Origin of the sequence: Reyranella soli, assembly GCF_007992495.1 — a bacterium.
GTDB lineage: Bacteria > Pseudomonadota > Alphaproteobacteria > Reyranellales > Reyranellaceae > Reyranella > Reyranella soli.
Genome location: NZ_BKAJ01000108.1, coordinates 1 through 15132 on the forward strand (window position 1 = coordinate 1; position 15132 = coordinate 15132).

12 protein-coding genes are annotated in these 15132 nt (G+C 64.7%); 7 read left to right on the forward strand and 5 right to left on the reverse strand.

Annotated features, from left to right (window positions below; translation table 11 throughout):
- Nucleotides 1-266 precede the first annotated feature (266 nt).
- The 4 genes from RSO01_RS29225 to RSO01_RS29240 form a co-directional block, all read right to left on the reverse strand.
- A complete protein-coding gene (locus tag RSO01_RS29225) occupies nucleotides 267-1322 on the reverse strand; it encodes a 2-oxoacid:ferredoxin oxidoreductase subunit beta (RefSeq protein WP_147154095.1) in 1056 nt (351 codons plus the stop codon).
- A complete protein-coding gene (locus tag RSO01_RS29230) occupies nucleotides 1319-3163 on the reverse strand; it encodes a 2-oxoacid:acceptor oxidoreductase subunit alpha (RefSeq protein WP_147154096.1) in 1845 nt (614 codons plus the stop codon). Before RSO01_RS29230 ends, RSO01_RS29225 begins: the two co-directional genes overlap by 4 nt.
- Complete coding sequence (locus RSO01_RS29235; protein WP_147154097.1) at nucleotides 3148-4962, reverse strand: FAD-dependent oxidoreductase; 1815 nt, start codon at nucleotides 4960-4962, stop codon at nucleotides 3148-3150. Before RSO01_RS29235 ends, RSO01_RS29230 begins: the two co-directional genes overlap by 16 nt.
- Before the next feature lie 172 nt (nucleotides 4963-5134).
- Nucleotides 5135-5932, reverse strand: coding sequence for an AraC family transcriptional regulator (locus tag RSO01_RS29240; RefSeq protein ID WP_147154098.1), 798 nt, complete (start codon nucleotides 5930-5932; stop codon nucleotides 5135-5137).
- A 68-nt stretch (nucleotides 5933-6000) separates the two neighbouring features.
- On the opposite strand from RSO01_RS29240, the gene RSO01_RS29245 reads away from it, so the two are divergent.
- The 7 genes from RSO01_RS29245 to RSO01_RS29275 all read left to right on the forward strand — a co-directional run bounded on the left by RSO01_RS29245 (nucleotide 6001) and on the right by RSO01_RS29275 (nucleotide 13827).
- A complete protein-coding gene (locus RSO01_RS29245; protein ID WP_147154099.1) occupies nucleotides 6001-7188 on the forward strand; it encodes an MFS transporter in 1188 nt (395 codons plus the stop codon).
- Between the two features lie 208 nt (nucleotides 7189-7396).
- Nucleotides 7397-8320 (forward strand): LysR substrate-binding domain-containing protein, encoded by a 924-nt coding sequence (locus tag RSO01_RS29250; RefSeq protein WP_147154100.1) that lies wholly within the window; start codon nucleotides 7397-7399, stop codon nucleotides 8318-8320.
- Nucleotides 8321-8530: 210 nt separating this feature from the next.
- The gene (locus tag RSO01_RS29255; protein ID WP_147154101.1) at nucleotides 8531-9895 is read left to right on the forward strand and encodes an LLM class flavin-dependent oxidoreductase; all 1365 of its coding nucleotides are present in this window, start codon (nucleotides 8531-8533) and stop codon (nucleotides 9893-9895) included.
- Nucleotides 9892-10788 carry an ABC transporter substrate-binding protein gene (locus tag RSO01_RS29260; protein WP_147154102.1) on the forward strand — a complete coding sequence of 299 codons (897 nt, stop codon included), beginning with the start codon at nucleotides 9892-9894 and terminating at the stop codon, nucleotides 10786-10788. Before RSO01_RS29255 ends, RSO01_RS29260 begins: the two co-directional genes overlap by 4 nt.
- Nucleotides 10789-10877: 89 nt before the next feature.
- On the forward strand, nucleotides 10878-11690 hold the full coding sequence (locus RSO01_RS29265) for an amino acid ABC transporter permease (protein WP_218037492.1): 813 nt from the start codon (nucleotides 10878-10880) through the stop codon (nucleotides 11688-11690).
- Nucleotides 11687-12451 (forward strand): amino acid ABC transporter ATP-binding protein, encoded by a 765-nt coding sequence (locus RSO01_RS29270; protein ID WP_147154104.1) that lies wholly within the window; start codon nucleotides 11687-11689, stop codon nucleotides 12449-12451. Before RSO01_RS29265 ends, RSO01_RS29270 begins: the two co-directional genes overlap by 4 nt.
- An 86-nt stretch (nucleotides 12452-12537) precedes the next feature.
- Entirely contained in the window at nucleotides 12538-13827 is a 1290-nt protein-coding gene (locus RSO01_RS29275) for a flavin-containing monooxygenase (protein WP_147154105.1), read from the forward strand.
- Here the strand turns inward: RSO01_RS29275 and argJ are convergent.
- On the reverse strand, nucleotides 13815-15068 hold the full coding sequence (gene argJ, locus RSO01_RS29280; RefSeq protein WP_147154106.1) for a bifunctional glutamate N-acetyltransferase/amino-acid acetyltransferase ArgJ: 1254 nt from the start codon (nucleotides 15066-15068) through the stop codon (nucleotides 13815-13817). The genes RSO01_RS29275 and argJ overlap by 13 nt on opposite strands.
- Between the last annotated feature and the right edge of the window lie 64 nt (nucleotides 15069-15132).

Genomic DNA, 15132 nt, shown 5'->3' on the forward strand with positions numbered 1-15132 from the left:
GTCAGAACCACTGTGCAGAGCTAGCTGAATGCGCGCCACTTCGTGGTGCGTCATGCATTCTGCCGGCCGAACCACCACCACCTCACCCTGAGGAGCATCGCGAAGCGATGCGTCTCGAAGGGTGGGATACAGTCGTAATGTTGCCCCCCTTCGAGACGCGCACGGAGTTTACCCCGAGGTACTCGAGGGGGGCGCTCCTCAGGGTGAGGCTAGTGTGTTGCTCGGTCGGTCATGAGCGCCGCAGAGTGGCGCGCTCCCGGCAAAGCTCAGCGCAGGCTCGCGTTGATCTTGTCGAGCGCCGCCGGGCCCGGGCAGAGGTCGGGCGTGTTCAGCGTGTTGAGCGGCGCCTCGACCGTGTTCAGGTGGTGGTGCAGGTCCTTCGGCGTCGGATCGACATAGAGAAGGCCGGTCACGACCTCGCCGGCGGCCATGCCCTCCTGGACGCGCTTCATGGCGGCGACCTTGTCGGAGGGATCGTACTCCTCGCCGAGCTTGCGCAGGCGCAGCCACGAGCCGTCATGCTGCTGCACCGTCGTCATGGTGCCGGGGGCGTACTGGGTGGTGATCTCCTCGCGGCCCTCGATGAAGTCGATGCGGTTCAGCGCCTCGTTGTGCTCGCGCACATAGTCGTAGCTCTTGGTCGAGCCGGCGTGGTTGTTGAAGGCCACGCACGGGCTGATGACGTCGAGGAAGGCCGCGCCCTTGTGGGCCATCGCTGCCTTGATCAGCGGCACCAACTGGTGCTTGTCGCCCGAGAAGGAGCGGCCGACGAAGGTCGCGCCCATCAGGATGGCGAGCGACACCATGTCGATCGATTCGTCTGAGTTGGCGACGCCCTTCTTGCTGACCGAGCCCTTGTCGGCGGTGGCCGAGAACTGGCCCTTGGTCAGGCCGTACACGCCGTTGTTCATGACGATGTAGGTCATGTTCACGCCGCGCCGCATGATGTGGGCGAACTGGCCGAGGCCGATCGAGGCCGAGTCGCCGTCGCCCGACACGCCCATGTAGATGAGGTCGCGGTTGGCGAGGTTGGCGCCGGTCATCACCGACGGCATGCGGCCGTGCACGGTGTTGAAGCCATGGCTGGCGCCCACGAAGTAGGTCGGCGCCTTGGACGAGCAGCCGATGCCCGAGAGCTTGGCCACCTGGTGCGGCAGGATATCGAGCTCGTAGCAGGCCTGGATGATGGCGGCGCTGATCGAATCGTGGCCGCAGCCGGCACAGAGCGTGGAGACCGCGCCTTCATAGTCGCGGCGGGTGTAGCCGGCCTTGTTCTTGACCAGCGAGGGATGGTGCAGCTTGGGCTTGGCGATATACGTCATGACGCCGCCTTCTCGAACGGAACGACCTTGAACTGAGCGAGCTTCTTGGCGATGTCGGCCGCGATGAAGCGCGCGGTGATGGGGGTGCCGTCATAGTGCAGCACGGGAACGAGCTTGCGCGCGTCGAGCGTGAACTCGTTCATGATCATCGAACGCAGCTGGCCGTCACGGTTCTGCTCGACCACGAACACCTTGTCGTGCTCGTGGATGAAGTCCTCGACCGGCTGGGAGAACGGGAAGGCCCGCACGCGCAGCGCATTGACGTGGTTGCCGGCCTCCTCGAGATGATCCAGCGCCTCGGCCATGGCCGGGCTGGTCGAGCCGAAGTAGATCACGCCGAAGCGCGTCGCCTTGGGCGAGGAGTAGCGCAGCGGCTGCGGCGCGATCCTGGCGGCCGTGTGGAACTTCTTCTGCAGCCGCTCCATGTTGCGCACATAGACGGCGCCTTCCTCGGAGTAGCGCGCGAACTCGTCCTTGGTCGTGCCGCGGGTGAAGTACGAACCCTTGGTCGGATGCGTGCCGGGATAGGTGCGGAAGGGGATGCCGTCGCCGTCGACGTCGAGATAGCGGCCGAAGGTCTTGCCGGCGTCGAGGTCGGCCGCCGTCATCACCTTGCCGCGGTCGTAGACGCGCTTCTCGTCCCACACGAAGGGCTCGCACAGGCGGTGGTTCATGCCGATGTCGAGATCGGTCATGACGAACACCGGCGTCTGCAGGCGGTCGGCGAGATCGAGCGCGTCGGCCGTGAAGTCGAAGCACTCCTTGGGATCCTCGGGGAACAGCATCACGTGCTTGGTGTCGCCGTTGGAGGCGTAGGCGCAGGAGAGCAGGTCGGACTGCTGGGTGCGCGTCGGCATGCCTGTCGACGGGCCGCCGCGCTGCACGTTCACCAGCACCGCCGGCACCTCGGCGAAGGAGGCGAGGCCGATGAACTCGGTCATCAGCGAGATGCCCGGGCCCGAGGTGCTGGTGAAGGCGCGCGAGCCGTTCCAGCCGGCGCCGATCACGATGCCGATCGAGGCGAGCTCGTCCTCGGCCTGGACGATGGCGTACTTGGCCTTGCCGGTCTCCTTGTCGTGGCGCAGCCGCTTGCAGTGCGACTGGAAGGCCTCGGCCAAGGAGGAGGAGGGCGTGATGGGATACCAGGCGCACACCGTGGCGCCGCCATAGACGGCGCCGAGCGCGGCGGCATTGTTGCCTTCGACGAAGATGCGGTTGCCGACGTTGTTGGCGCGCCGGACTTTCAGCTTCACCATGCCCGGCTCGAGATGCTGGGTGGCCCAGTCGCGGCCGAGGTTCAGCGCCTTGACGTTCGAATCGAGCAGCTTCTCCTTGCCCTTGAACTGTTCGCCGAACAGCTTCTTGATCTCCTCGGGATCGATATCGAGCAGGATCGACAGCGCGCCGACATAGATGATGTTCTTGAACAGCTGGCGCTGGCGGGCGTCGGTGTAGGTGGCGTTGGTGATCGCCGTCAGCGGCACGCCGACGATGTTGATGTCTTCGCGAAACATCGAAGAGGGCATCGGCTTGGTGCTGTCGTAGAACAGGTAGCCGCCCGGCTCGATCTCCTTGACGTCCTCGGCCCAGGTCTGCGGGTTCATGGCGACCATCATGTCGACGCCGCCGCGCCGGCCGAGATAGCCCTTCTCGGTGACGCGCACCTCGTACCAAGTCGGCAGGCCCTGGATGTTCGACGGGAAGATGTTGCGCGGGCTGACCGGCACGCCCATGCGCAGGATGGAACGGGCGAAGAGCTCGTTGGCGGAGGCCGACCCGGAACCGTTGACGTTCGCGAACTTGACGACGAAGTCGTTAACGGCGGCTAGTGCTTGCGGCATGCGTGCTCCGCTTGAGTCATTTCCATGTAGTACTTGCGCATGTCCCACGCGCCGGTCGGGCAGCGCTCGGCGCACAGCCCGCAATGCAGGCAGACATCCTCGTCCTTGACCATGACGCGGCCGGTCTTGAGGTCGTTGCCGATATAGAGGTCCTGGGTCGGATTGACCGCCGGCGCCATCAGGCGGGTGCGCAGGTCCTTCTCCTCGCCGTTCTCGGTGAAGGTGATGCAGTCCATCGGGCAGATGTCGACGCAGGCGTCGCACTCGATGCAGAGCGTGCCGGTGAATACCGTCTGCACGTCGCAGTTCAGGCAGCGCTGGGCCTCTTCGAAGGCGAGCTTGGGATCGAAGCCCAGCTCGACCTCGGCCATGATGTCCTTCAGCGCCTCGGCCTTGGCGCGGTGCGGGACCTTGAAGCGGTGGTCGATGGTGGGAGCGTTGTCGTAGCTCCACTCGTGGATGCCCATCTTCTGGCTGACGATGTTGACGCCCGGCGCGGGCCGCTCGTCGGGGTCCTCGCCGATCAGCATCTTGTGGATGGAGATCGCCGCATCATGGCCGTGTGCGGCCGCCCAGATGATGTTCTTGGGCCCGAAGGCTGCGTCGCCGCCGAAGAACACCTTGGCCTGCGTGCTCTGCAGCGTGGCCTCGTTGAGCTTGGGCAGGCCCCAGCGGTCGAATTCGATGCCGGCGTCGTTCTCGATCCAGGGGAAGGCGTTCTCCTGGCCGATCGCCACCAGCACGTCGTCGCATTCGTAATGCTCGTCGGGCTCGCCCGACGGGATCAGCGAGCGGCGGCCCTTGGCGTCGTACTCGGCCTTCACCTTCTCGAACAGCACGCCAGTGATCTTGCCGTCCTTGTGCGTGACTTCCTTGGGCACGAGCATGTTGAGGATGGGGATGTCCTCGCCCATCGCGTCTTCCTTTTCCCAGGGAGACGCCTTCATCTCGTCGAAGCCGGAGCGGACGATCACCTTGACGTCCTCGCCGCCAAGACGACGCGCGGTACGGCAGCAATCCATCGCCGTGTTGCCGCCGCCCAGCACGATCACGCGCTTGCCGACCTTGCTGATGTGGCCGAACGAGACCGACGACAGCCAGTCGAGGCCGATATGGATGTTGGCGGCGGCTTCCCTGCGGCCGGGCACGTCGAGGTCGCGGCCGCGCGGCGCGCCCGAGCCGACGAACACCGCGTCGTAGCCCTCGGCCAGGATCTTCTTCATCGAGTCCACCTTCTGGTGGCGGAACTCGATGTTGCCGATGCCGGTGATGTAGCCGACTTCCTCGTCAATCACCGACTCAGGCAGGCGGAAGTGCGGGATCTGGGTGCGGATGAAACCGCCGAGCTTGGGATCCTGGTCGTAGATCACGATCTCGTAGCCCAGCACCGCGAGGTCGCGGGCCACGGTGAGCGAGGCGGGGCCGCCGCCGATGCAGGCGATGCGCTTGCCGTTCTTCGCCGGCGCCTTGGGCATCGCAGCCTTGATGCCCTCGTCGTCCTTGTAGTCGGCGGCGACGCGCTTCAGCCGGCAGATCGCGACCGGCTCCTTCTTGCCCTTTACGAGATGCTCGTCCTCGACGCGGCTGCGCCGGCATGCCGGCTCGCACGGCCTGTCGCACGTCCGTCCCAGGATTCCGGGGAAGACGTTGGACTTCCAATTGATCATGTACGCGTCGGAGTACCGCCCGTGAGCGATCAGACGAATGTACTCGGGGACCGGGGTGTGGGCGGGACAGGCCCACTGACAGTCGACGACCTTGTGAAAGTAGTCGGGATTCTTGATGTCGGTCGGCTTCAACAGAAACTCCAGGCGGCCATCACCGATGACTTGGCGGGTGCCGGGTAAATGACAGTTCAGAGCATAGCCCAAAAGGGTCGCGCATTGGGTATATTCGCAATGGTTACGTCAAGAACCTTGTGCGTTAACCGCTTGGGGCGAAACAACAAATCCACAGGCATTGCATGGCCTTTCAAGGGCGATGGCGATACGCGCTTGGGGAGGTGCCTGCTGCACGCCGGAACATCGCACTGAAAGCACTAACGCTGTCGTAGCCCAAATCGAGAGCCACCTGCGTCACTGGGGCGCCACTTCCCAGCCGTCCCATCGCTTCGAGGACGCGCGCCTGCTGGCGCCAGGCGCCGAAGGAAAGGCCGGTTTCGCTCTGGAAGTGCCGCGCCAGGGTGCGCGCGCTGGCATTGAGCGTCGCCGCCCATTCACCCAGCGTGCGTGAATCGCCCGGCGCGGCGAGCAGCGCCTGGCAGAGCGCGCGCAGCTTGGGGTCGCTCGGCATGGGCAATTGAAGGGGCAGGGATTGCAGGCCGCGCAGCTCGGCGATGATCAGCGCCACGACATGGCCGGCGGGCCCTTTCTCGTCATAGTCCAAGGGCAGTTCGGTGGCGCGCACGATCAGCTCGCGCAGCAACGCCGATACCGGCAGCACGCGGCAGACCTCAGGCATGAACGCGGCGGCGTCCTCGCGCAGATAGAGCGTCCGCATGGTGAGATCGCTCAGCATGATGATGCTGTGGCGCACACCGGCCGGCATCCACAAGGCGCGCTGCGGCGGCACCATCCACATGCCGTCATCGGTCGAGACGCGCATGGTGCCGGCGGTGGCGTAGATCAGCTGGGCGCGCTCGTGGACATGCGGCAGCACCTCGAAGCCCGAGGCGAAGTCCTTGGGCATGGCCGCAACCGCCCGCGGCACGCGCTGGTAGTCGAGCGGGTCGGTCGACCGGTTGGGGACGGATTGTCTATTTCGCGACATAAGTTGGCAGTCTAGCGCAAGACAGACAAAGCCGCCACGCCTAGTCTGGCGGTAGGAGGAAACGCGTAATGAGTCACAGCAGCCCGACGGCGATCCTGCTCAACATCGGCCACGCCATGGATCACTGGCTGATCGTGGTCTTCGCCTACACCTGGGGCGTGATCGCGGGTGTCTGGGGCGTCGAATGGACCGAGCTCACGCCGTTCAACTACGGCGCGCTGTTCATGTTCGGCATGGGCTCGATCGTGAGCGGACGCCTCGGCGACCACTGGGGCCGCTGGATCATGATGGTGATCTTCTTCGCCGGCATGGGTGTGTCCTCGCTGATCATCGCGCTGTGCAGCAACAAGTGGCAGATCGGCATCGCGCTGACCCTGATGGGCGCCTTCGCCTCGATCTACCATCCGGTCGGCATCCCGATGCTGGTGCAGAAGGCCAAGAACTACGGCTTCACCATCGGCGTGAACGGGCTGGCCGGCAACATGGGCATCGCCATCGCCGCCGGCGTCTCGGTCTACATCGCCCAGCGCTTCGGCTGGCAGATGGCCTTCGTTATCCCAGGCGTGATCTGCCTGATCTGCGCCGTGGCCTTCGTCGCCCTGGTGCCGCGCGAGCAGGAGGCGCCGGCCAAGCGGAAACAGAAGATGATCGACCTGCCGCCGGCCGTGATGGCGCGCGTGTTCGCCATCATGACCTTCACCGCGGTGACCGGCAGCATCGTCTTCAACTTCACGACCAACGGTAACGGCGAGCTCCTGCGCGAGCGCGTCAAGGGCGCGGTCCAGGACCCGGCCGAGCTCGCCATGATGCTGTTCGTGATCTTCTCGCTCGCCTCGCTGGCCCAGCTCGTGGTCGGCAAGCTGATCGACCGTTATCCGCTGAAGAACGTCTACGTGCCGATCGTGCTCCTGCAGGTGCCGCTGTTCCTGATCGCCTCGCAGGTCCAGGACTGGGCGCTGTTCATCACGGCGATCGGCTTCATGCTGCTGGTGTTCGGCGCCATCCCGTTCACCGACGCCATGATCGTGAAGTACATCGACGACCGCATGCGCAGCCGCGTCACCGGTGCCAGGCTCGCGATCGGCTTCGGTGTCAGCTCGGTCGTGGTCGCCCTGATCGGCCCGCTGGTCAAGGCCGCCGGCTTCCCGGTCGTGCTGATGGTGCTGGCGGGCTGCGCGTTCCTGGGCTTCTGCGCCATCTCGATGCTGCCCGGCGAGCGCGACATGAGCCAGGCGACGCTGAAGCCCGCGGAGTAACCGGACCACTGCGACTTCGAAGCTGCGACAAACGGAAGACCGCGCGGTCAACGATTGTGGCGTCGTGGCAGTGATTTTGCTTGCTGCTCTCAGCGGGCACTGGCGCGCGGGCTCCTGCCTGGACACGGCTGAGCGGGCGCGAGACCAGCGGTCGGCACAAAGTCGTGAAGCGTGATAGTGAATCCCAGTCTCTCGGGAGAACCGCGCTTTGCAGCTGAACACAAGGCAGATTGAAGCGTTCCGGGCCGTGATGCTGACGGGGAGCATGACAAATGCTGCAGAATTCCTGCGAGTCACTCAGCCTGCAGTCAGCCGGCTGGTAAAGGATCTCGAAACGCATCTGAAGTTCCGGCTGTTCCGGCGCGCGGGCAATCGCCTCATTCCGACGCACGAAGGCACGATTCTCTTTGCCGAAGTCGACAGGTTCTACGTTGGAATCGATCGGATCGCGAAGATCGCCAGCGATCTTCAGCACACGAAGGCGGGCTCCCTGCGAATCGCATCGATCAGCGCGCTTTCACTGAGCTGCATCACCGAGGCGATCAAGCTGTTCCACGCAGACAGGCCGGCGGTCAGTGTGATGCATGAAAGCATGAACACGCGCTCGATTTTGGAGCTCGTCGCGGGACGTCATTTCGATGTCGGCTTTGCCGACGCCAGCGGGGAGTTCCCTGGCGTGGATTTGACTCCTTTGCCGCTTGTCGAGGCTGTCTGTGTCGTCCCGCCAAATTATCCCGTCGCACGGAAGCAATCCATCGGTCCGGACGATCTCCGGGACTTGCCGTTTATCTCTCTCGGCAAGAGTAGCTCCTTTCGTCTCAAGGTCGATCAGCTGTTCGACGAGGCTCGGGTTCCACGGCATGAAATCCTCGAAACCACCCTGGCCGGGAGCGCCGTTGCGCTCGTGGCATCCGGCCTGGGGGTTTCCATCGTCGATCCCTTCTCGGTATCCACGCTCCGCAACAAGCGATTTGTCGTTCGGCCCTTCAAGCCCCGTCTGACCTTCGATTGTGTGGTCGTGACGCCAAGCCATCATCAGAACTCGAGATTGTGCAGCGAGTTCTCCAGCATCATGAAGCGTCTGTTCAAATCGATGCGAGCGACGCATGGCGTCGATGGCGTGCCACTCTAGGCGCGTGGCCGCGCCGCGACGATCAGCGGCCAGCGGTGCTTCATAATGTTTTGTTATTGAGGCAACACACCGCCTGCAGTTGAACCCTGCGGATATTTGCCGCCTATGGTGGGCTTCCTGCTTGGCGGCCGCCAGCGGTTCCCGCAAGGGGTCTCGGCCTTGTCTTACATTCTTTAGAGCTCAAACATGAAAAGTGCCTCGCCTCGCCGCATGAAGCTTGGGTTCAACATCGTTGCCAATGGCGCTCACGTCGCGGGATGGCGGATGCCGGGAGCCGAGGCGAACGCTGCGATGGATATCCGGCTCTGGAAAGAAATGGCCCGCGCCGTCGAGCGCGCCCGCATCCATTTCATGTTCTGGGCCGACGGCATCGCCGTGCGCCACTCCGCCAAGGACGACGACGAGCTGTCGTTCAATCCCCGCATCGACGTGTTCGAGCCGCTCACCGTGATCGGAGCCCTCGCCGCGGTAACCGAGCGCCTGGGCTTCGTCGCCAGCGCCTCCACGACCTACAACGAGCCCTATCACGTCGCCCGCAAGTTCGCCTCGCTGGACTACGTCAGCGAAGGTCGGGTGGGCTGGAACGTGGTGACGTCGTGGAGCGAGCAGGAGGCCTTCAACTTCGGTCTGGATGCCCATGTCGAGCACGGCAAGCGCTATCGTCGGGCGGAAGAGTTCGTCGATGTCGTCTTCGGCCTTTGGGACAGCTGGGAGGACGATGCGTTCATCCGCGACAAGCAGAACGGACGCTACTTCGACCCGGCCAAGCTGCACACGCTGAACCACAAGGGCGAGATCCTGAAGGTGAAGGGGCCATTGAACGTCGCTCGGCCTATCCAGGGCTATCCCGTGATCGCGCAAGCCGGCTCCTCGGGCCCGGGGCAGGATCTGGGCGCCCGCATTGCCGACCTGATCTACGCACAACATAAAACGAAGGACCAGGCGACCGCGTTCTATCGCAGCGTGAAGGAGCACGGCGCCAAGGCGGGCCGCGACCCGGACTCCATGCTCGTGATGCCAGGCATCCTCCCCGTGCTCGGCCGTACCAAGGCCGAAGCCGAGGACAAGTTCGCACAGATGCAGGATATGGTGCATCCCCGCGTCGGACTGCCCATGCTGGCGGAGGTGTTCGGTGACTTATCGGGTCATGACCTCGACGGGCCGCTGCCGCCGCCGCTCTCGGGCAGCAACTCGGTCAAGAGCGCCTATGACAAGCTGGTCGAGCTCGGCCGGCAGCCCGGCATGACCATCCGCAAGCTGTACCAGACCCAGGCCGGCGCCTCCGGACACTGCGTTTTCGTAGGGACCGCCAGCGAGGCCGCGAACCTGATGCAGGACTGGTTCGAGAGCCGGGGATGCGATGGCTGGAACCTGATTCCGCCCTTCATGCCGGGACCCGCGATGGAGTGCCTGGAGTGGTTGGTGCCGGAATTGCAACGGCGAGGCCTGGCCCAAACGGAGTACGAGGGCGATGGCACCTTGCGTGGCAGCCTCGGCCTGCCGCGCCCGACCTTCCACAGCCGGGGCGCCCATGCCCGGGAAAATGGCACGTTTATTGGAAAGCCTCGCTCATGAAGACCGTCACCCGCCTGCTGCTCTTCCTCGCCATGCTCGCCGGTGTCGCGCTGCCTGCCCATGCGCAGCAACCCGCGCTCCAACCCGGTGCGGATCCCGCCTTGGCCCAGCAGGCCGATCCGGCGCTGGTGAAGATGGTTCCGGCTGATGTGGCCGGCAAGCCCTTCACGGTCGCCATTGCGCTGGGCTCTCCGCCGGATGATTTCCGCAACGAGAAGGGCGAGATCGTCGGCTGGGAGATCGACATCCTGCGTGCCGCGACCCAGTCGCTCGGGCTCGGCCTCGAGCTCCGTCCCACCACCTTCGATACGCTGATCCCGGGCCTGCAGGCCAAGCGGTTCGATGCGGCGACGGGGCAGATGGGCGTCACCGTGGTGCGCCTGAAGGTGATCGACATGGTGGGCATGCTGACGAGCAATGAATTGTTCGCCGCCTACGCCGACAGTCCGATACAGGTCAAGACCCTCGACGACCTGTGCGGTATCACCGTCGCCACCACGCGAGGCTCGCGCGAGATGGTGTTCGCCGAGGAGCATCAGTCCAAATGCGCCGCCGCCGGCAAGAAGCCGATCAATGCGCTTGCCTTCAACGACGGCAACGGGGCCGCGGAAGCGATGATGAGCCGCCGGGCCGATCTCTTCTGGCTGGGCTCGACGGCCGTCAGCTACTTCATCGCGCAATCCAAGGGCCGCACCAAGATCGTTGGCAGCTACACCGACACGTCCTATATCGGCGTGGCGTTGCCCAAGGGCTCGCCGATGGCGCCCCTGCTGCAGGCGGCGATCCAGCACCTGATCGACAATGGCACCTATACCAAGATCGTCACCAAATGGGGCCTGGAGAAGGGTGCCATCAAGCACGCGCCGCTCAATCCGACGAACGTAGAGAAATGAGTTCAGGCGCGCCGGAGCCTTCCGCGCCGGAGCCTTCCGAGCCTGGGCCTGCCGAGCCTGCATCGGACGTGCCCCCATCGGACACGCCAATGCAGGTGATCCCGCTGCGTCGTCCTTGGACCTGGGCCGCCAGCGTGCTGGTCGTGCTGATCGCGGCGGGCGTGGCCTGGAGCGTCGCGACCAATCCCGCGTTCGGCTGGCCGGTCGTGGCGGAATACCTGTTCCACGAACAGATCCTGGCCGGGCTCATCCGCACGCTGGAACTGACCGTGACCGCCATGTTGCTTGGCCTGGTGCTGGGCACGGCGCTCGCGATCATGCGGCTGTCCGACAACAAGCTGCTGTCCACCTTGAGCTGGCTCTACATCTGGTTCTTCCGCAGCGTGCCCGTACTGGTGCAGCTGATCTTCTGGTACAATTTCGGCGCGCTCTACGCGCACATCACGCTCGCGATTCCGTGGGGCCCGGTGCTCTACAGCGCATCGACCAACAGCGTGATCACGCCGCTGACCGCAGCCCTCGCCGGATTGGGCCTGGCGCAGGCGGCCTATACCGCCGAGGTGATTCGCGCCGGCATCCTGTCGGTACCGTCCGGCCAGACCCGCGCCGCCAAGGCGCTGGGCATGGGCCCGGCGACGATCTTCATCCGTATCGTCTTTCCGCAGGCCATGCGGGTGATCATTCCGCCCGTCGGCAACGAGGTGATCTCGATGGTGAAGGGCACGTCGCTTGTCAGCGTCATTGCGATGGCCGACCTGCTCTATACCGCGCAGCTCATCTACGCCCGCACCTATGAGACGATCCCGCTGCTGATCGTCGCTTCGCTCTGGTACCTCGCCGTCGTCTCGATCCTCTCCATCGCGCAGCATGCGCTGGAACGGCATTACGGGCGCGGTGCATGACCGAGCCGATGGTGCGCATCCGAGGCCTGCGCAAGAGCTTCGGCACGAAAGAGGTTCTGTGCGGCATCGACATGGACGTCCAGGCCGGGTCGGTGATGTGCATCATCGGACCGTCGGGGTCCGGCAAGAGCACACTCCTATCCTGTATCAACCATCTCGAACGCATCGATGGCGGGCGCATGTGGGTCGGCGGCGAGCTGGTCGGCTATCGCGAGCGCGCCGGCAAGCTCTACGAGCTGCCCGAGCGCAAGGTGGCGAAGATGCGCGCGCGCATCGGCATGGTGTTCCAGCAATTCAACCTGTTCCCGCACATGACGGCGCTGCAGAACATCATCGAGGCGCCGATCCGGGTGAAGCGGCAGCCGCCGGCGGAGGCCCGCGCCAAGGCCATGGTGTTGCTGGAGCGCGTCGGGCTGGCGGACAGGGCGGCGGCCTTTCCGTCCCAGCTCTCCGGCGGCCAGCAGCAGCGGGTCGCCATCGCGCGGGCGCTGGCGATGGAACCGCAGCTGATGCTGTTCGACGAGCCGACGTCGGCCCTCGATCCAGAACTGGTGGGCGAGGTGCTGGCGGTGATGCGCGACCTCGCGGCGACCGGCATGACCATGATGGTGGTGACGCACGAACTTTCCTTCGCGCGCGAGGTGGGCGACGATCTCGTCTTCATGGCGGACGGGCTGATCATGGAACGAGGATCGCCCCGCACCGTGCTGGCGAACCCGCGGGAGCCGAGGACACGCGAATTCCTGTCGCGCGTGCTCTGACGGGCTTCTGAAAAAGCTCGTTCGCGCAACCATCTTGTGCGTGCTCCAATGGCGCCGGGCCTTCGCGATCCTGGCAAAGGGCGACAATGTCAGTTGAAAAGATAGACACGCTTGTCGTGGGTGGAGGCCAGGCGGGGCTGGCCATGAGCGAGCATCTGAGCCAGGCGGGCGTGCCTCATGTCGTCGTCGAGCGGCATCGGATCGCCGAACGCTGGCGCTCGGAACGATGGGACTCATTGGTTGCGAACGGCCCGGCCTGGCACGATCGCTTTCCGGCTCTCGCATTTTCCGATGTCGACCGGAATGTCGGTCCCGACGATTTCCCAGCCAAGGAAACGGTGGCGGACTATTTCGTCGCCTATGCCAGGAAGATCTCGGCCCCCATCCGTTGCGGTGTCGACGTCTTGAAGGTCGAAAGAAGGATCGGTCGTCCTGGCTTCCGTGTCGAAACCTCCACAGGCGTGATCGAGGCCAACAGCGTCGTCGCGGCAACCGGCTCCTTTCAGCGTCCCGTTGTTCCTGAGTTGGTTCCCCGGCAAGCCCGAGTGGTGCAAATGCACTCCACAGGTTACCACAATCCGGGCCAGCTAACCGAAGGAGCGATTCTCGTCGTGGGATCCGGTTCATCAGGCACCCAGATCGCGGAAGAACTGCTCGAGGCCGGGCGGCGCGTCTATCTCTCGATCGGCCCGCACGACCGTCCGCCGCGGGCCTATCGCGGTCGCGATTACTGCTGGTGGCTCGGTGTTCTTGGCAAATGGGATGCTGTCGCTCGAGAGCCGGGCAGGGAACACGTGACGATCGCCGTGAGCGGTGTACGCGGCGGCCATACGATCGACTTTCGCCGTCTTGCAGCGAGGGGAATGATTCTGGTTGGGCGGACGGAAGCCTACGCCGATGGCGCGATCAGCTTCGCGCCGGACCTCGTCGACAATCTTGACCAGGGCGACCAGAACCTTCGCTCGCTGCTCGATGAAGCCGACACCTATGTCGTCCGCAACGGTCTCGACCTCCCGGAAGAGGCGGAGGCCAGGGCCATCGGGCCAGACTCCGATTGCATAACCAATCCCATCTCAGGGCTCGATCTGGCGAAAGCGGGAATCACCACCATCATCTGGGCGACGGGATTTGTTGCGGACTACAGCTGGATAGAGCTCGATATTTTCAACGAGGATGGCAGGCCGAGACATCAGCGTGGCGTCTCGGCGGAGGCGGGCCTGTATTTCCTCGGCCTGCCCTGGCAGTCGCGACGTGGCTCCTCGTTCATCTGGGGCGTGTGGCACGACGCCAAGTATCTGGCTGATCAAATCGCCAACCAGCGCAAGTACATCGACTATGACCTCGCAAGGCGGGGAAGCCGGCCTCAGCTGCGGTAGTCCGCGTTGATCGCGAAATAGTCCTGCGTCAGGTCGCAGGTCCAGATCGTGGCGCGGCCCGGGCCGCCGACGCCGACGTCGACCCGGATGTCGATCTCGCGCGACTTCATGTAGGCGGCAATCGTCGGCTCGTCGTAGCTCGCCGCGCGTTCGCCTTTCTCGGCGACGGCACGGCTGCCGAACCAGATCGAGAGGTTGTCGCGGTCCGCGGCCTCGCCGGACTTGCCGACGGCCATCACGACGCGGCCCCAGTTCGGGTCTTCGCCGGCGATCGCGGTCTTGACCAGGGGCGAGTTCGCAACCGACAGGCCGATGCGGCGGGCGGCGGCGTCGCTTTCCGCTCCCTCGATCACGAGCGTCACGAACTTCGACAGGCCTTCGCCATCCTTGGCGACCATGATTGCCAGTTCCTTCAACAAGTCGTGCACGGCCGCCGTGAACTCGGCGAGCGCCGGGTCGCCGACCTCGTCGACCGGCTTCTGGCCGCGCTTGGCCGCGGCGCCCGTCGCAAATATCAGGCAGGTGTCGCTCGTGGAGGTGTCGCCATCGATCGTCATGCAATTGAAGCTCGTTGCCGCGCCACTGCTCATGATCTGCTGCAATGCCTGCGCCGAGACCGCCGCGTCCGTGAACAGGAAGCAGAGCATCGTCGCCATGTCGGGCGCAATCATGCCGGCGCCTTTGCAGAAGCCGTTGATCGAGACCTCGACGTTGCCGATCCGTGCTTTGCGGGTCGCGAGCTTGGGATAGGTGTCGGTCGTCATGATGGCGCGCGCGGCCCTGGGCCAGGCATCGGCCTTGGCCGATGTCACGAGGCCGTCGAGCAGGTGGCGGAACTTGCCGGCCTCCAGCGGCTCGCCGATGACCCCGGTCGATGCAAGGTAGACCTCGTCCCGGCCGCAGCCCGTGGCTTTCATCGCGAATTCGGCGGTCGCCTCGACCGCTTCGCGGCCCTTCTTGCCCGTGAAGGCGTTGGCATTGCCCGAGTTGACGACGAGAATACGCGCCTTGCCGCCTTCGAGACTCTGCCTGCACCACAGCACAGGCGCCGAGCACGTCTTCGATTGCGTCAGCACGCCGGCGACCGTCGTGCCCGGATCGACCACGGCGACCATCAGGTCGTCGCGGTTCTTGTAGCGGATTCCGGCCTCGCAGGCGGCGAAACGGACGCCCTCAATCACCGGCAGGTCGGCCAGCTCTGTCGGGGCAAAGGGGGAGATTTTGGCAACGTCGTGGGTCATGGCTCACACTCTCTCGGACACAAAAACAAAAAAGCCGCGCTCAGGGGCGCGGCTTGCGGACGGA